This window comes from Micromonospora sp. WMMD1274 (assembly GCF_049179035.1).
In the GTDB taxonomy this organism is placed as follows: Bacteria; Actinomycetota; Actinomycetes; order Mycobacteriales; family Micromonosporaceae; genus Micromonospora; species Micromonospora tulbaghiae.
In genome coordinates, this window is record NZ_JBMHMG010000001.1 from 136246 (window position 1) to 153063 (window position 16818).

At 69.4% G+C, this 16818-nt stretch carries 15 protein-coding genes; 1 reads left to right on the forward strand and 14 read right to left on the reverse strand.

Going from position 1 to position 16818, the window contains the following annotated elements:
• The first annotated feature begins 59 nt into the window (after positions 1-59).
• A complete protein-coding gene (locus tag ACN27D_RS00425) occupies positions 60-1058 on the forward strand; it encodes a DMT family transporter (RefSeq protein ID WP_421498216.1) in 999 nt (332 codons plus the stop codon).
• 99 nt (positions 1059-1157) lie between these two features.
• On the opposite strand, the gene ACN27D_RS00430 is transcribed toward ACN27D_RS00425, so the two are convergent.
• The 14 genes from ACN27D_RS00430 to ACN27D_RS00495 all read right to left on the reverse strand — a co-directional run bounded on the left by ACN27D_RS00430 (position 1158) and on the right by ACN27D_RS00495 (position 16453).
• The gene (locus tag ACN27D_RS00430; RefSeq protein WP_421498217.1) at positions 1158-1739 is read right to left on the reverse strand and encodes a hypothetical protein; all 582 of its coding nucleotides are present in this window, start codon (positions 1737-1739) and stop codon (positions 1158-1160) included.
• A 122-nt stretch (positions 1740-1861) separates the two neighbouring features.
• Entirely contained in the window at positions 1862-2929 is a 1068-nt protein-coding gene (locus ACN27D_RS00435) for a lytic polysaccharide monooxygenase auxiliary activity family 9 protein (RefSeq protein WP_421498218.1), read from the reverse strand.
• Positions 2930-3114: 185 nt separating this feature from the next.
• On the reverse strand, positions 3115-3810 hold the full coding sequence (urtE, locus tag ACN27D_RS00440; protein ID WP_421498219.1) for an urea ABC transporter ATP-binding subunit UrtE: 696 nt from the start codon (positions 3808-3810) through the stop codon (positions 3115-3117).
• Positions 3807-4583 (reverse strand): urea ABC transporter ATP-binding protein UrtD, encoded by a 777-nt coding sequence (gene urtD / locus ACN27D_RS00445; protein ID WP_421498220.1) that lies wholly within the window; start codon positions 4581-4583, stop codon positions 3807-3809. The genes urtE and urtD overlap by 4 nt, the downstream gene beginning before the upstream one ends.
• Positions 4580-5764, reverse strand: coding sequence for an urea ABC transporter permease subunit UrtC (gene urtC, locus ACN27D_RS00450; RefSeq protein WP_421498221.1), 1185 nt, complete (start codon positions 5762-5764; stop codon positions 4580-4582). Before urtC ends, urtD begins: the two co-directional genes overlap by 4 nt.
• On the reverse strand, positions 5761-6648 hold the full coding sequence (gene urtB, locus ACN27D_RS00455; RefSeq protein WP_421498222.1) for an urea ABC transporter permease subunit UrtB: 888 nt from the start codon (positions 6646-6648) through the stop codon (positions 5761-5763). The genes urtC and urtB overlap by 4 nt, the downstream gene beginning before the upstream one ends.
• A gap of 77 nt (positions 6649-6725) precedes the next feature.
• Entirely contained in the window at positions 6726-7931 is a 1206-nt protein-coding gene (gene urtA, locus ACN27D_RS00460) for an urea ABC transporter substrate-binding protein (RefSeq protein WP_421498223.1), read from the reverse strand.
• 104 nt (positions 7932-8035) lie between these two features.
• On the reverse strand, positions 8036-8950 hold the full coding sequence (locus tag ACN27D_RS00465; RefSeq protein ID WP_421498224.1) for an IS3 family transposase: 915 nt from the start codon (positions 8948-8950) through the stop codon (positions 8036-8038).
• Positions 8947-9240 carry a transposase gene (locus tag ACN27D_RS00470; protein ID WP_421498225.1) on the reverse strand — a complete coding sequence of 98 codons (294 nt, stop codon included), beginning with the start codon at positions 9238-9240 and terminating at the stop codon, positions 8947-8949. Before ACN27D_RS00470 ends, ACN27D_RS00465 begins: the two co-directional genes overlap by 4 nt.
• Positions 9241-9638: 398 nt before the next feature.
• Positions 9639-10946 (reverse strand): DUF2399 domain-containing protein, encoded by a 1308-nt coding sequence (locus ACN27D_RS00475; protein ID WP_235437322.1) that lies wholly within the window; start codon positions 10944-10946, stop codon positions 9639-9641.
• Positions 10943-14026, reverse strand: a complete 3084-nt coding sequence (locus ACN27D_RS00480; protein WP_421498226.1) for a hypothetical protein — start codon at positions 14024-14026, stop codon at positions 10943-10945. The genes ACN27D_RS00475 and ACN27D_RS00480 overlap by 4 nt, the downstream gene beginning before the upstream one ends.
• Complete coding sequence (locus ACN27D_RS00485; RefSeq protein WP_047890772.1) at positions 14023-14688, reverse strand: hypothetical protein; 666 nt, start codon at positions 14686-14688, stop codon at positions 14023-14025. Before ACN27D_RS00485 ends, ACN27D_RS00480 begins: the two co-directional genes overlap by 4 nt.
• Positions 14685-15233: a hypothetical protein gene (locus ACN27D_RS00490; RefSeq protein WP_047890771.1), complete on the reverse strand. Its 549-nt coding sequence runs from the start codon at positions 15231-15233 to the stop codon at positions 14685-14687. Before ACN27D_RS00490 ends, ACN27D_RS00485 begins: the two co-directional genes overlap by 4 nt.
• Entirely contained in the window at positions 15230-16453 is a 1224-nt protein-coding gene (locus ACN27D_RS00495; RefSeq protein WP_047890770.1) for a hypothetical protein, read from the reverse strand. Before ACN27D_RS00495 ends, ACN27D_RS00490 begins: the two co-directional genes overlap by 4 nt.
• Positions 16454-16818 lie beyond the last annotated feature (365 nt).

The window sequence follows — 16818 nt, forward strand, 5'->3', positions numbered from 1 at the left end:
GAATGGTTGTGAAGAAATAGTCGCTGGTGCTGAACATTCGGGCGCATGAGGATCGTGACATGAGGAGTGCACCGCTGACCGCCGCCCCGATCCCGCCGACTGCCACCGAGAGCGACCACGCCGGCACGGCGTACCCCCGGTCCTGGCCGACGGTCGGTGCCGCCGGTGTCACCGTGCTCCTGTGGGCGTCGGCGTTCGTCGGCATCCGCTTCGCCGGGCACGACCACTCCCCCGGCGCCATGGCGTTGGGCCGCATGGCAGCGGCGTCCGTCGCGCTGAGCGCGTTCATGGCGGTAAACGCCGGCGTCCGACGCTGCAGCACGCGACCGCAGCACGCTCAGCCCGGGCCGGACGCCACGGCTCCCCGCCGGACGGCCCTGCCCCGTGGCGGAACCCTCGCGCTGATCGCGGTCTGGGGCGCGGCCTGGTTCGGCGGATACAACGTGGCGCTCAACGCCGCCGAGCGGCTGGTCGACGCCGGGACGGCGGCACTGCTGGTGGCGGTCGCGCCCATTCTCGTCGCGGTCGCCGCGGTCCTCGTTCTCAACGAGCGGCTCAGCGGCCGGCTCGGCGTCGGGGTGGCGATCGCTTTCGCCGGCGTCGCCCTGATCGCGGCCGACGGCTTCACCGGACACGCCGACAAGGCCGGCGTCGCCCTGGCGGTGCTCTCCGCCCTCCTGTACGCCTTCGGCGTACTGCTCCAGAAGCGCCTACTGGCGCGGGTGGACGCCGTGACGATGACCTGGCTCGGCGCGCTGGCCGGGACCGCGGCCCTGCTGCCGTTCGCCCCCACGCTCCTGGCAGAGCTCGCCACGGCCCCACCGGCGGCCACCCTGGGCATGCTGTACCTGGGCGTGTTCCCGACCGCTGTCGGCTTCCTCACCTGGGGCTACGTCCTGTCCCGCTGGACCGCGGGTCGCACCACCGCCGCGACGTACCTGGTGCCCCCGGTGACCGTCCTGCTGTCGTGGACGCTGCTCGGCGAGGTGCCGGCACCGCTCGCACTGGCCGGCGGCGCGCTGTGCCTGAGCGGCGTGGTCCTCGCCACGCGCCGCTGACGTCGATGCTCTCGCGCCGATCGGCGGCTGTCGGGAGGCGCCGGCGGGTGCCGTACTGCAGATCGCGTCCCGGAATCGGTGACCCGGCGGTCGGCGTGGTCAGAGGCCGGCGGCGGCGTCGTACCGGCGCCGCAGGTCGGCCATCTCCGATGCGGGCAACGCTTCCCTGAGTGCCAGTTCCTCGTACCTGTCGGGGAACATCTCCCGCAGCCGGTCGACGAACCTGACGTCGGCGGTCGCCTCGACCACCTCGATGCCGGGAGGCTGGGTGGTCATGTCCATGATCAGCGGGCCGACGAGTTTGACCGCCCCGTCCCACTGGCGCTTCTGCTCGGCGACGCCGCAGAGGTGGAAGCCGTAGACCGTCCGGACGTCGGCCAGTGTGGCGGCCCCGGCGGGCTCGTGGCCGTAGACGTGGACTCCGCAGACGACCTTCGGCGCGACCTGCTCTCCGGCCGGCGCCTGTGGGGCGGTGTGCCCGGCGTGACCGTGATGTGTCGGGTCCGCCTGCTCGAGGGTCGTACGCATCCGAGCCAGGATCTCCTGGCGGAGAGCTGCCGGGTCCGTCTTCGGGGTGGTCGAGGTGACCACGGCGGCCACGCCGATCGACGCGGCCAGCAGGCACACCTCGATCCACACGAACGCGCTCCGGTACCAACCGCTGAGTACCCGGGGAATCATTGTCGTTCCTCACCTCGTCGCGGTTCCTGATGGTGGCGGAGGGCAGCGGCCGACACACTGCCGGCACGGCGATGCCCCGACGGTGGGGTGGCGCAATTCGCGCCACCCCACCGCAGACGCTGTTACCGGGCGGTGCAGGTGAGGGTGGGGGTGGAGTTGGTGCCGTTCCAGGAGGCGTTGAAGCCGAAGCTGGTGGTGGCGTTGGCGCTCAGGGAACCGTTGTAGGCGACGTTGGACGCGGTGACCGACGAACCGCTGGAGGTGACCGTCGCGTTCCAGGAGTTCGTGATGCTCTGGCCGTTGGGCCAGGTCCATGCCACAGTCCATCCGGAGATGGCGGCGTTGCCGGCCCGGACGGTGACCTCGGCGCCGAATCCACCGGACCACTCGTTCGTCTTGCGGAAGGTGGCGGTGCAGGCACCGTTTCCGGCCGGCGGCGGCGTGGTGGGCGGCGGAGTCGTCGGCGGCGGGGTGGTGGGCGGCGGCGTGGTGGGCGGCGGGGTCGTCGGCGGCGGGTTGCCGCCACCGCCGAAGATCACGTCACTGCAGAGGTAGTACGGCTGGTCGAGGTGGGACGCCTGCCAGATGGTGTAGACGACGTGCCGCCCGGTGCGGTTGCCCGCGTTCACCTGCGCCTCGTAGAGCCCGGTGGTCGGGTAGCTGCCGGTACGGAGTACCAGTTCGAGGCTGTTCCAGGTGAGGGGCTGGGTGGTCGGGTCGAAACCCTGCTTGGTGATGTAGATCAACATGTAGTCGGCGCCGTGCTTGGCCCCGTCGGTCAGCGTCAGGGTGAAGTTGTTCGGCATCGGCTTCGCGGTCCACGCGCCGACCGCGTCGAGCGAGGCGTACAGGCCACCCTGGGTGCGGCCGCCGCTGCACAGCTGTCCGTCGGGCACGGCGGCCTGGTGGTTGCCGCCGACGTTCTCGCGGTACAGGCCGTTCCAGTTCCACATGGTGTTCGGGTTGGCCTGCCACGCCTGCCAGCACATCGGGTCGGTCTGGGCCATCGTGGGGTTGAGGTGGTCGGAACCCCAGCGCTCGTAACATCCGTAGTTGCGTGACGGCGGGTTGGTGACCGATCCGTGCGCCGAGGCCGGACCGGCCTGGTTGACGGCGACCATCGTGAACGAGGCGACGAGAACTGCGACCGCGCCCAGTCCCAGACGGCGTACTGTCCGTGAGATTTTCATGATGCTCCAGTGGATGCGCCGGCGCCCAGTGGCCCTCGCTGGGTGCCCACCCCGGAGAAGGTGACGCCGATCGATTCAAGCCGTCCCAGGGGTGGACGGCACTGCTGCCCAGCAGCGCATGGCGACTCCCAGCCACGATGTTAGTAAAGACGGCTGTCAATGTAAATCGATACCGACGCACCGGATCAGACCGCGAGGGCCGCGCGCACCTCCCGCTCCGCCGTCACTCCCCCGTCGCCGTGCGAGGTGACCCGGCCGGATTCGAGGACGTGGTAGCGGTTCGCCACCCGCAGCGCGAACCCGAGGTGCTGCTCGACGAGCAGCACGCTGAAGCCGGACTGCCGGGTCAGCTCGACGATCCGCTCCTGGATCTCGGCGACCACCGACGGCTGGATGCCCTCGGTCGGCTCGTCGAGCATGAGCAGCCGCGGCCGGGTGATCAACGCGCGGGCGATGGCGAGTTGCTGACGCTGACCACCGGAGAGCAGCCCGGCCCGCCGCCGCAGCAGCGGACGCAGCGCCGGGAACAGGTCCAGCACCTCCGCCGTCGCCACCACTCCGTCGCGCCGGGCGTCCGCGACGAGGCGCAGGTTCTCCGCCGCCGTCAGGTGCGGGAAGCACTGCTGGCCCTGCGGGACGTACGCCATGCCGCGCGCCACCCGCTCGTGCGGCGCGAGGCGGGTGACGTCCTCGCCGTCCAGCTCGACGGTGCCGGCGGCCGGGCGCAGCAGGCCCGCCGCGACCCGCAACAGGGTGCTCTTGCCGGCGCCGTTGTGCCCGAGCACCGCGGCCACCCCGTCGGGCGGGACGTCGAGGTCCACGCCGTGCAGCACCCGGGAACGCCCGTATCCGGCGTGCACCCCGCGCAGGGTAAGCATCATGCCTCCAGACCGCTGGGGACCGACCCGGCGTCGACCGGGTGGCCGAGGTAGACCTCCTGCACGCGCGGATCCGCCTGGACCTGCGCCACGGTGCCCTCGCTGAGCACCTTCCCCGCGTGCAGCACTGTGACGCTGCGCGCGAAGCGACGCAGGAAGTCCATGTCGTGCTCGATCACCACCACCGTGCGGTCCCGGCTCACCGTCTCCAGCAGGGTGCCCGTGGCGTCGCGCTCCTCGTGGCTCATCCCGGCGACCGGCTCGTCGAGCAGCAGCAGCCGCGCGTCCTGCACCAGCAGCATGCCGATCTCCAGCCACTGCTTCTGGCCGTGTGCGAGCGTGCCGGCGAGCCGGTCGGCCCGGCCGGTCAGCCCGATGGTCTCCAGCGCGGCGGCCACCTCGTCGGGGATCCCCCGTCGACGCCGGGCCAGGGTGGCCCAGCTCCGGCGGGCACCCGCGGCGATGTCGAGGTTCTGCACGACCGACAGCTCCTCGAAGATGGTCGACGTCTGGAACGTCCGGCCGATGCCGAGCCGGCTGATCCGGTGCACCGGGCGACCCAGCAGCTCCTGGTCGCCGAAGCACACCGAGCCGGTGGCCCGCACCAGACCGGTGATCGCGTCGACCAGGGTGGTCTTGCCGGCACCGTTCGGCCCGATCAGGAACCGGATGTCACCGGCCGGCACGTCCAGCGAGACGCCGTCGACGGCGGTGAAGCCGTCGAAGCTGACCCGCACGTCACGGACGGACAGCCCGGCCAGCCGGTCGCCGCTCACCGGTCCACCTCCGCCCGCTCGGCACGCTGTCGGCCCGGCACCGGCCGGCCGCGCCGGCTCCGCTGCCCGCCGGCGTCGCGGCGGCGGGCCAGCGCCCACAGCGACGCCAGGCCGCCGGGAAGGAACGCCACCACCACCACGAAGAGCAGACCCTGCAGGTACGTCCAGGTGCCCGGGAAACGTTCGGAGAGGGCGGTACGCGCCCAGGCGACCGCCACCGCGCCGAGCACCGGCCCGAGCAGCGTGGCCCGGCCGCCCACCGCCACACCGATGACGAACTCGATCGACGGGACGATGCCGATGAGGGCGGGCGAGATGATGCCCACCGCCGGCACGAACAGCGCGCCGGCGAGGCCCGCCATACCCGCCGCCACCACGTAGGCGACGAGCTTGACCGACGCCGGGTCGTAGCCGAGGAAGCGGACCCGCTCCTCGCTGTCACGCACCGCCACCAGCAGTTCCCCGTAGCGGCTGTGGACGATCTGGCGGGCCAGCGCGAGCAGCGCGAGCAGGACGCCGGCGATGATGAAGTAGACCATCCGCTGGTTGACCGGGTCGTCCAGGTCGTAGCCGAAGAAGCCCTGGATGTCGGTGAGCCCGTTGGTGCCACCAGTGGTCCCCTGCTGGCCGATCAACAGGATCACCATGGCGGCGGCGAGCGCCTGGCTCAGGATCGCGAAGTACGCGCCCCGTACCCGGCGGCGGAACACCAGCGAGCCGAGCCCGAAGGCGACGGCCATCGGCAGCAGCACCGTGGCCGGCAGCGCGAACCACGGGCTGGCGAACGGCCGCCACCAGACCGGTAGTTCGTCGAGCTGCCCGTACAGCTGCATGAAGTCGGGCATCCCGCCGGGACCCGCGTCGGCGAGCTTGAGGTGCATGGCCATCGCGTAGCCACCCAGGCCGAAGAAGACGCCCTGGCCGAGGGTGAGCATGCCGCCGCGCCCCCAGGCGATGCCGATGCCGACGGCCACCATGGCGACGCACAGGTACTTGGCGAGCAGGGCCAGCCGGAAGTCCGACAGCGCCAGCGGCGCGACGGCGAACAGCAGCGCCGCGCCGAACGCGAACCCCGCCGCAGCACGCAGCCGGGACCGGCCACCGGACCGGCTCGCAGGCGCGGTGCCGGCCGGGGCCGGTGCGCCGGCGGTGCTCGGTGGCGCGGGTGTCACGGCGGTCATGCGAGGCTCCTGGTCCGCAGGGTGAACAGGCCCTGTGGCCGCCACTGGAGGAACGCGACGATCGCCACGAAGACGATCACCTTGGCGACGCTGAGGGTCGTGAGGTACTCCCCGGTGGCCTGGAGGACCCCGAGGGCGAAGGCGACAATCACGCTGCCCTTGAGGTGACCGATCCCGCCGACCACCACGACCAGGAAGGCGTCGATGATTAGGTTGGTGCCCATGGTCGGGCCGATCGGGCCGAGCAGGGTGAGCGCCACCCCGGCGAGCCCGGCCAGGCCGGAGCCGAGAAAGAAGGTCGTGCGGTCGACCCGGGCGGTGGGGACGCCGGACACCGCGGCGAGGTCGCGGTTCTGCACGACCGCGCGGATCCGCCGCCCCAACGGGGTGAACCGCAGCGCCAGGGTGAGGGCGGCGACGGCGGCGAGGGCCAGGGCCAGGATGAACAGCCGGTTGTTGGCGACCGTCAGCCCGCCGGGCAGGGCCACGTTGCCGGTGAGCAGGTCGGGCGCGCGGGTCTGCACGTTCGGACTGCCGAAGACGTCCCGGGCGAGCTGTTGCAGCATCAGGGACACGCCCCAGGTGACCAGCAGTGTGTCCAGGGGACGGGCGTAGAGCCGGCGGATCAGCAGGATCTCCAGCAGCACCCCCATCGTGCCGGCGACCACGAACGCCACCGGCAGCGCCACCAGCAGCGACAGGCCGGCGCCGGTGATGCTCTGTTGCAGCACGTACGTGGTGTAGGCGCCGGCCATGATGAACTCGCCGTGCGCCATGTTGATGACGTTCATCTGGCCGAAGGTCAGCGCCAGCCCGAGCGCGATGAGCAACAGCACCGCGCCGATGCTGATGCCGGTGAAGAGTTGACCGAAGAGGACTGTCACGGTGGGTACTCCCGTACTGCTGGTCGGGGTCCCGGGCGGGAGCGCGTCGTCGCGGTGCCCGCCCGGGGCCGGCGTCGTCAGCTCAGGGCGCTCGCCCACGGATAGGTCTTGAGGTACGGGTCCGGCGCGATCGGCTTGCCGGAGTTCCACACCTCGGTGATCAGGCCGTCCGCGCCGACCTTGCCGATGCGGGCGGTCTTGGCGATGTGCTGGGTCTTGCCGTCGACGGTGACCAGGCCCTCCGGCGCGTCGAAGGTGATTCCGTCGGAGGCGCCGCGGACCTTCTCGACGTCGAACGCGCCGGCCTTCTCGACCATCGCCTTCCACAGGTGGACGCTGACGTAGGCGGCCTCCATCGGGTCGCTCGTCGGCTTGTCCGCGCCGTACTTCGCCTTGTACGCGGCCACGAACTTGCCGTTCGCCGCGCCGGGCGTGGTCTGGTAGTAGTTCCAGGCGGTCAGCTGACCCTCCAGGTACTGGGTGCCGATGCTCTTGACCTCCTCCTCGGCGATGGACACCGACACCACCGGCATCGCGGCGGCGGTCAGCCCGGCCGACTTGTACTCCTTGAAGAACGCCACGTTGCTGTCGCCGTTGAGCGTGTTGAAGACCGCCTGCGCGCCGGACGACTTGACCTTGTTGACGATCGTGCCGAATTCGGTGGACCCGAGCGGCGCATAGTCCTCGCCGACCACTGTCATCCCGTTCGCCGCCGCGTACGCCTTGATGATTTTGTTGGCCGTCCGCGGGAAGACGTAGTCGCTGCCGACCAGGTAGACCGATTTCGTTCCCTGGGCCTTGAGGTAGTCGAGCCCGGGGACGATCTGCTGGTTGGTCGTCGCGCCCGTGTAGAAGATGTAGGGCGACTGTTCCAGACCCTCGTACTGCACCGGGTAGAACAGCAGCGCCTTGTTCTTCTCGAACACCGGCTTGACCGCCTTGCGGCTGGCCGACGTCCAGCAGCCGAAAACGGCTGCGACCCGGTCCTCGGAGATGAGCTTCTCGGCCTTCTCGGCGAAGGTGGGCCAGTCCGAGGCGCCGTCCTCCCCGACCGGCTGGATCTTCTTGCCGAGGACGCCGCCGGCGGCGTTGATCTCCTCGACGGCGAGCATGATGGAGTCGCGGACGGTGACCTCGCTGATCGCCATGGTGCCGGAGAGCGAGTTGAGCAGGCCCACCTTGACGGTGTCGCCGGAGACGTCGGCGGTGACGCCGGCCGCGCCGCCCTCGTCACTGGTCTTGCTGCCGCACGCGGTCATGACCGCCGCGGCGACGAGGGTCATGGCACCCGCCAGGATGTGGCGGCCCCAAAGAACTGACATCTAAGGGATGTCTCGTAACCCTGGTGTCTGTCTGTTGAGGACGATCGGGCAGGATGAAGTGACCCCTATGGTCCGGACACCTCGATGTGTGTCAGGGACTCTCGGTGGATCTTCTCGTAGGTGTCGGGGCTGACGTTACCCAGACGGCTGTGCCGTCGGCGAGGGTTGTAGAAGCCTTCGATGTAGGAGAAGACCTCCATTTCCAGTTCGTGCCTGCTGGGCCAGGCTCGGGTGTAGACCAGTTCGGTCTTGAGGGTGGCGAAGAACGTCTCGGCCATGGCGTTGTCGTAGCAGTCGGCGACCGAGCCCATCGAGGCCAGGACCCCGCAGGATCGCAGGGTGCGGCCGAACTCGAACGACGTGTACTGGGTTCCGCGATCCGAGTGATGGATGAGCTGGTCACGGGCAGGTCGGCGGTGCTGGATGGCCATGCCGACCGCGTCGAGGATCAGCTCGGTGCGCAGGTGATCGGCCATCGCCCAGCCGACGACGCGGCGGGAGTAGGTGTCGACCACGACGGCGAGGTAGAGGAACCCTTCCCAGGTGCGTAGGTAGGAGATGTCCGCAACCCAGAGCCGGTTCGGGGCGGTGACGTGGAACTGCCGCTGGACTAGGTCCGGTGCGGTCGCCGTGGACGCGGCCTTGCGGCGGGGCTTGCCACGCCGCCGCCGGTGAGCGCCCTCGATCCCTGCCAGCCGCATCAGTCTCGCTACCGCCTTGCGGTTCCAACGGTGACCGCGCTCGTGCAGCTCAGCGGTGAGCCGGCGGGCGCCGTAGACGCCTCGGTGCTCCGACCACGCCCGCCGGGTGACCTCGACGCGCTGTTCGTCGTGGCGTTGCCGGTCGGCGGCACGTTGTCGACCGGCGCGCAGCCACTGGTAGAAGGCGCTGTGGCCGACGCCGAGCAGGCGGCAGAGCAGACGGACCGGGTAGGTGGTCTTCTCCGCGTCGATGAACCGGTACACGTCTGCCCGGTTCACCGCTCCGTCTCGCGTGCGAAGAAGACCGCGGCTTTTTTCAGGATCTCCTTCTCCAGCTCCAGCTGGGCGACTTGGCGCCGCAGCCGCACCAGCTCGGCCCGCTCATCCGCGGCCAGGTCGGTGGGCCGGCCGCCGTCGCGTTCCTGCCGCACCCGGTCGACCCAGTTGCGCAGCGTCTCGTGGTTGACGCCCAACTCCCGGCCCACGTCACGGATCGTGCGACCGGAGTCGAGCACCAACGCCGCGGCCTGGCGGCGGAACTCCTCGGGGTACTTGCTCTGTCGAGCCACAGCGTTTTCCTCCTCCTCGGCAGGATGCCAAGTCAGGAGGTGTCCGGTCTCAGGGGGTCACTTCACAATTTGGTGTCCGAGGGGGGATTCAGACACGTCTACGTAGCACCCATATTCGAAATGGGTGTTCATGCGCCAACAGTAGCGAACTACGTTGCGTAACACTAGACCACAAGCAAGGATCGCCGGGGGAAGTCCCTCTAATTTGCTGTCCCCACGCTACGGCACGATGCGGAGCCTTTGGTCAGGTCACCTTGCCCTGCGTTCCACCGACGCCAGCCATGGCGGCTGTAGCCATCTGCGGCAGGATGTTGTGGGTGTGGAGCGAGTGGGCGAGTGGCTTCGTGCCGTCGTCGATCGATTCGCATCGAGTGACTGCACTGCGGGCTGCGCCGCCGTCAGTTTCGTCGAATCCGATCCAGTGCTTCGGTCAGCGCTGCTTTCACGGTCGCCTCCTGTTCGATGGCGTAGCCACGATCCAGGCAGTTGCGGGCAAAGGCTCCGATCTGATCGTTCCGGGTCGCGAACGGTTCCAGATGTGCCCGGCTGTGAGCGGAGAAAGCCCGGCCGGGTTGGTGCCGTGCAGCGCCGACGTCGATGACGTGGACTGTCAACTCTGCGGCGAGGTGGTCGTGGATTCTCGCGGCGATACGCACTCCGCCAAGGTCGGCGTCGGTGCAGATCAGTGTTGACGAGGCCTGCACTGCTGCTTCGGCAATCAGGTTGAGGACGGGCTCTGGTGGCTGGCCGTGGCACCAAATGACCGGCACGCCCGCGTCGATATCGCATAGCGTTTCGGCGGCCTGCCGGTTTTCGATGATCAGAAGCGGCCCCGTCCCGCGGCGTATGTCGATGGAGATCGTGTGCTGAGGGCTGAGCCGGATGTCATGCGGGCCAGGCAGCGGGGAAAGATCGATGACGGCATCTGAGACCTGCAGCCGGACCGGGCCGCCGATGCCGATGTATGGGCTGCGGGATAGGCCGAGTGCAGCGAGGGCGTCGGGTTCGAATCCGAGCTCGGTCAGCAGCCGCTGAACGTCATCGCGGGCTTTGGTGCTTCCCGCGTGGGTTTGCACGAAGGCGCGGACGGAGTTGTGGACGACGCCGGCGGTCAGATCGGTTGCGGCGGTGACTGCCCAGCCGAGCCGGTCCGGGTGTTCGGTGGTGTGCAGGGCTTGGGCGACGCCGGGCCATTCATCGCGCAGGTCGGCGGCGAGTTCGGCGGCGCGGGACTGCAGGGTGGACCGCTGGTCGCGGCGGACTGCGCGGCGGTACTTCTCTGCGGCGGAGAGGTCGGGGTGCGGGTACACCCGCTTCGGACTCGGTGCTGGCCGGCTGCCTTTCAGGTCGTAGCCGATGGTGACGCACGCGGCCCGGGCGAGGGCGAACACGATCGTCTCGGCTTGGGCGCCGAACTTGTCGGCGACCTGCCGCCAGGCGTGTTCGCTGCGGGTCATCCACGCCCAGTCGGTGTCGGAAAGCAGGCCGGCGGGCCGGCGCGGCGGCTGACCGGGGTTTTCGGCCCGCAGCCGCACGCTGCGGTAGTACGGGTCGCCGTTCCGGTCGCGTGGATACCGGCCACTGGCTGGTAGCGGCGCGTACACGACCAGTCCGGGATAGTCGGTGATCCAGGTCAGCACGATTTCACGATCCGGTTCTGCGTCCGGGACGGCGTTGTCGGATGCGGAGCCGCCTGGGATCGTCACGCTTGTGTCTCCCCGCGGTAGGAGGTCATCCACATGCTGAGCAGCTCGACGCGGGCTGTTTCGGACTCGCTGCCGACGACGACGGGTGCCTGGTTGTAGGCGTATGCGTCCGAGGTTCGCCGTAGCTTGATGTACAGGCTGGAGGAGCCGACGGCGTACCGTTCCATGTCGTCCTGCAGGGCGCCGACGACGCTGATCGCCCGGTCCCGGCCGATGTTCTCGAACAGGGCGACCGCGTCACGGCGGTGCGCAGAGCCGAGGTTGCGTCCGAGTTCGTCGAGGACGAGCAGCAGCGGCCGGTCCTGCGAGCCGGCAAGCGCGGCCGCGCAGACGAGTTTGACGGCTTTGTCGTCCATCTGGGCGGTGTTGCCGCGCAGCTGGTACGACGACAGTGGTTTCCCTTCGCCGCGTCGCCACCGTGGGGTGATCGCCCACTGCCAAGGCTTCTGCGGGTCTGCTGGTGGTTCTGGTTCGGGGAAGTCGAGGGCGCCGCCGTACCCGCCATACGCCTGGTCGAGGGCGTCGAACTCGTCAGAAACCTGCTTCAGCTTGGCTTTGATGGCCTTCGCGAGGGTGGCTCGCACTGCGGTCGCCGCGAGTTGGGCCTCCCTCAGGTGGTCTTCGGCGCTCTGCAGTGTCCCGGTGAGTCGTTCCCGTTCGGCGCTGATCTCGTCGAGTTGCTGCCGGTCGATGCTTTCAAGGTCGTCGAGGTGCTGGCCGATGATCCGCAGTACCTGCGGGATGAGCCGGATGTAGGCGCTGAGCCGGCGGTCGCGGCGCTGCTGGTCGACGACTTTCAGCTCCTCCGGCAGCTGCTCGTCCGGGGTGCCCGGCGGGAAACACGCCTGCTGCAGCCGGTCGGTCTGCCCTGCACACAGGTCGTCCCATTCGGCGACACCGCGTTTCTGCTCCGTTTCGGTGAGGGTGAGCAGGTGCTGTTCCGCGGACGCGAAGGTGCCCGCCCACGCTTCCCGCCGACGTGGCAGGTCCAACTCCGCCCGCGCGTCGATTTTCGCCTGCCACTGGTCCTGGTTCTGCTGCAGGTCCCGGCTCAACCGTTCCTTCTCCGCTTTCGCGGCGGCGATCCGCTCGTTGCGGCCGCTCTTCTCCGAAAGCGCCGTCAGGTAAGCCTTCTTCGCATGGGCATGTGGGGCAGCGAGTTCGTCCAGCTCCTCATCGATCTTCGCGTTCTTCTTCCGTAACTTCCCGACCTGGGAGTCGATCTCGTCGGCCTCGAGCGCCGCCTTGGCTCCCTCGACCCGCCCATCAGCACGCTTCTTGGCCCGCTGCGCGTCCCGAACGCTGTCGTCCGCCTCACCGTCGTCAGCGGACGCGGCGGTGAGGGCGTCACGGGCAGCCTGAATCCGGCCGGCGCGGCCGGTCATGGCTTCTACGTACCCAGCAATACCATGCACCCCGGCGGCCGTGTCGATCAGTCCACCGGTGCCGGCACGGTCCCGCAGAGCGGTCAGGAACCGGGCCACGGTCACCACCGCGTTCGCCGCCGCTGGCAGGTCTGGGCCACCCGCGAATCCGTCCGGGTCAGCTTCGACGAGCAGCGAGCCGGGGACGTCGGTGAGCGCCGCCTGGGCGGCAGTCGCATCGGTGACGACGACGGCATGCCGATACGGCAGCAGCCGTGCTTCCCAGACAGGGCGCTGCTCGTCGGTGAGACTGACCACGTCGACAAGCGGGACGGCCTCGGTGAAGCCAGCCGCGCGCAGCGCCTGCACCTGGGCGACCGCGACGTCCTCGCCGCGTTCTGCGGCGGCCAGCGCCTTACGTGCGTCCTTGACGGCTTGTTCGGTGATGCCTTTGCGGCGTTGCGCGCGGTCGACCGCGGCGTTGGCGTCGCGGAGCTCATGCTCGGCCTGGGCGACGGTCCGACCGTCCGCGACGACCGCCTTCTCCCGCAAAGCGCGGCTACGTGTGGTGAGGAGCTCGACCTGGGCGACGTAACCGGTCTGTTCTTTCCGCAGACTGTTCACCTCGGCGTCGATGTCGTTGTACGCCTTCACCCGCTGCCGGTAGCTCTCGTCGAACGCCTTGTCGTCAGTAAGTTGGCCGACTTTGACGTCGGCAGCGTCGATGGCTGCTTGGAGCTCTTTGCGTTTGGCTTCGAGCTGAGTGATGTCATGCCGCAGCTCCGCGTCCGTGGCGACACCGTCGACGAGGTAGCGGGCGCACCGCGACCGCCAACTGTCGAGCGCGTCGGCCTTTACCGTACGGGCTGCTTCGCGGGCCCGGATCATGTCTTCGGTGACGGTGACCCGCTCGTCCCACCGCTCGTACTCTTCCTTCGCGGTGTTCGCGGCGAGCGCGGCTTGGTACTGATTCTGCCGGGCCGCCTGTTCGTCGTCGATCTCGCGGGTCAGGCCGGTCAACGCACCGATCGCATCGAAAATCCGCTCCGGGGTCAGCTCGTTCAGTGGCTGGGCCAGCAGGTTCGCTGTAGGGCTGGCTCGCACCGACGTGGACAGGAACGACACGCATCGCACGGTCTGCCCATACAGGGTGCGGGCGAGTTTGTTCGCCCGGATGTCGGTACGACCGTTGCTGCGCGGTAACTCGTCCCACAAGCCGTCGGCGCTGCCGGCCCGGTCGTTTTCGCTGGCACCGTACGCGACGTGCAGCTGCGGCTTCCATCGCAGTTCGACGTGGGGCGCCTGCCGGTTGATCCGCAGCCACACCGTCAGCACGTCCGCCTCAAGTTCGGCGAGCGCCCGGGCGGTGGGAGGGACGAACACGCCGACGATGTAGCCGTGGTCGGCGTTCGCGTGGACGACTTCCTGCCCGGCGAGTTCGGCGGTGAACAGCAGTTCGGCGGCTGCCTGCGCGCCGGATTGCAGCCGCCACTGCTCGTCGGCGTGCAGCAGGCTGAGGCCGGCGATGAACGACGACTTTCCAGCGCCGTTGGAGTCCGACGGTCCTTGGCCGGCGATGGTGATCAGGCCGCGGGAGGTGATCGGGACCGGGTGGGTCGACAGCCGGGAGATATTGATCATTTGGATGCCGGCGAGGACCCGCGGTCCGACGATGTCGGTGGCGCCGTCGTCGACGGGGTTACCTGCTGCGGTCAACGAATGTTCTCCCTGCTGGCGGTGCGGTTGCGGCGTTCACGGATTGCGGCGGCGAGCGGATGGTTCGGGGCGGCGGCGAGGATCAACTGTTCCTGCAGCCGGGCCCGAGCGGCCGGGGTCAGGCGCAACAGTTGCGGGCCGGGCACGTATCCACCTTCGGCGTCGGCGCGGTCGCGGACCCGGGTGAGCAGCCCGGCGGCGACGAGTTTGCTCGCTGCGGCTTTTGCGGCGACCGCCGGGAGTTTGCTGGCCTTCAGGATGTCGGCCTCGGTGGTCGGGTACGGGCTCGTCCAGGTGTCGGGAGCGAGGCGTTCCTCGCTGCGGGCGATCGCGACCGAGTAGATGAGCACGAGAGCGAGCACGGCTCGCTCGACGGTGGTCAGTGGCTGCCAGCCGGCGGCGGTGAGCTGCGCGGCAACTGTGTCGTCATATCCGGAGGTGAACCGCAGCCCGTCGACCTGGACGAGGACCCGGCCGGTGTGGCGCAGCAGTTGCTCGAGTCGGTCCCGGCTGGTCGGGTCCTGCAACGCGTGCAGTTCCTGCCGGTGGACGGGTTCGCGGCTGTGCTCCAGCAGGGCGTACGCCGCTTCGACGTGTTCGCGCTGCCGGTCGGTCAGGGTCGCAAGGACGGAGTCGAACAGCGGGTTCTGGTTGCGGTTCACGGCGCCTCCCCTCCGCCTGGGTCAGACTTCGGCTGGGGGTCGGGGATCATCCGCCACAGTTCCCGGAGCGTGGACAGCTCCAGCGACCCCCACCCGGTGACGCGAGGCCCCAGCCGGACCCGGTCGGCCGTCTGCAGCACCCACCGGGACGCTTCCAGCCGGCGCAGGCTGGCGGACAGCAGCTTGCGCCGGCTGGCCCGGTCCCGGCCCGGGGTCAGCTGCTGTAGCACCTGGTCGACGTCAGTAAGATCGGCCGGCTGGCCCGGCCACAAGTCGGTGCCCGGGTCCGGCCAGCAGCAGCGCAGGCAGGCGGCGAACACTCGTAGCGTGCCGGCCGAATCCTGTAGCGTCGCCGGTTCCTGTCGGTACTCGGCGAGGACCTCCGGCGCAGCACTTGGCGGCAGGTTCGGCAGGAACCACACTGACTGGGCGTCCGGCTCGACCAGGCGCCGCATCCCTGCTGGGGATGGGCTGCCCGCGGGTGCCTGTTGCGGGCCGCCGGAGCGGATCTTCGCCCACCACAGTGCGGTGTCGTGTTCGTTCACGCCGGCGCCTCCGCCGGTGTCCGGCGCCTGAACCAGCCGTCGGTGATCCAGGTCAGGTCTCCGACCACGTTGATCCGCAGCCCGTCCCCCCAGGTCAGCAGGTAAGGCAGCTCGGGTCGCAAGCCGATCGCGGTCAAGTCCGACAGCACCCGACGGCTGGCCGCCCAATCCCCGGCCGTGTCCAACAGCTCGGCGACGGTGACCTCGTCGCGGCCGGCCAGCAGCTCCTCCGCCCGAGTGGCAAGCAGTTCCGCCTCCATATCGGCACCGACCTGTTCAGGGCCTGGTTCATCGTCAATCCGCGGCCGAGGCGGCGGTGTCCGCCCCGTGTCGGTCCGCAACCCTTCTTCGACCGCGTCGAGCAGGTCGTCAACGGTGAAGTGCGGATTCGGCGCGTCGAACAGCAACCCGTCCAGCGCGGCCGCAAGCTCGTCGCCGGTGGCGTCGCGGGCGAAGCTGCGCCACTTCTCCGCTGGCAACAGCCCCAACGCCCGGGTTCGGCCGGCCCGGTCGATCAGTCGCCGCGCCGCGGCGTTCACCGCGTCCCGATACGCGGCCAACGCCATCCGCAGCTGCGTGCACTCTGGCAACAGCTGCGGCCACTTCTCCGTCGCCAGGTTGTGGAAGACGGTCGCCTTGTCGATGAGTTCGCTGTTGCCGAGCATCGGCTGCGCCGAGCTTCGCAACGATTCGACCGTCCCGGACTTCGCCATCTGCATGATGGGGTTCGCCAGCAGCCGGAACACGTTCGCCAGGTCCTGCAGCTGCGCTTGGGCCTGCTCGAGGGTGGTATCGGCGTCCTCGATCGAGAGGCGGGCGATCGACAGCATCTGGTGCAGCTCGCCGAGGCCGCCGGTCTGCGCCAGCCGGCGCAGGAACAGCAGCATCACGTACGGCGCGAACGCCGCCTGGTAGAACATCTCGTTCGGTCGCTCGTTGACTTTGGTAATCGCACGATAGGAGCGCAGCACCTCGAACCGGCGCCGGACCGCGACGGGCGAGGTGTCTCCGAACGCAGCGATCACCTGCTCCACCGTCAAGCCGGCCGGGCCCGCGGACGCGAATGCGTTCAGGATCAGCTCGTCGACGCGAACGAGCGCCGGGTCGTCGACCATCTGGTTCGCGTCACGGGCCAGAACGGCGAACACCTGCCGGTACAGCGCAAGCACGGCAGAATCAGCAGCGTGCTCCTCAAATGGCAGCTCTGCGATCTCGGTCACCAGTTGGTGCCTCCGTTGCCCCCCTTGGATCGGGTGCCGGGGCGGGCTGAAGTGATCGTCGGCGCCTCCGGGATGCCGGTGGCCTCGGCGGTTAAGGTTCTCGCCGGCCGCGAGCCGCTTGGAGCTGCGTCCTCAGGCCTCGGCTGATCGACGGCATGTGCCCGGGACCGCCGTGGCCGGCGTAGCTGACCGCACGCGGGGGTTACTACCAGTACGCTCCGGGTCACCGGAGGATTGTGCATTGCCATCGACAACACAGTCCTCCCCCGCTCAGCCAGATCACACTGCCGCGTCGCCACGAGAGGCCACGCCCGCAACCGTGGTACTCGCGCATCATCTCGGTCTGGAGCCTTTGCGTGGCCAGC

Excerpts from the sequence above, each read along its gene's own strand:
- ACN27D_RS00425 (WP_421498216.1), top strand. The coding sequence starts at position 60 with ATGAGGAGTGCACCGCTGACCGCCGCCCCGATCCCGCCGACTGCCACC.
- ACN27D_RS00430 (WP_421498217.1), bottom strand. The coding sequence starts at position 1,739 with ATGATTCCCCGGGTACTCAGCGGTTGGTACCGGAGCGCGTTCGTGTGG.
- ACN27D_RS00435 (WP_421498218.1), bottom strand. The coding sequence starts at position 2,929 with ATGAAAATCTCACGGACAGTACGCCGTCTGGGACTGGGCGCGGTCGCA.
- urtE (WP_421498219.1), bottom strand. The coding sequence starts at position 3,810 with ATGATGCTTACCCTGCGCGGGGTGCACGCCGGATACGGGCGTTCCCGG.
- urtC (WP_421498221.1), bottom strand. The coding sequence starts at position 5,764 with ATGACCGCCGTGACACCCGCGCCACCGAGCACCGCCGGCGCACCGGCC.
- urtA (WP_421498223.1), bottom strand. The coding sequence starts at position 7,931 with ATGACCCTCGTCGCCGCGGCGGTCATGACCGCGTGCGGCAGCAAGACC.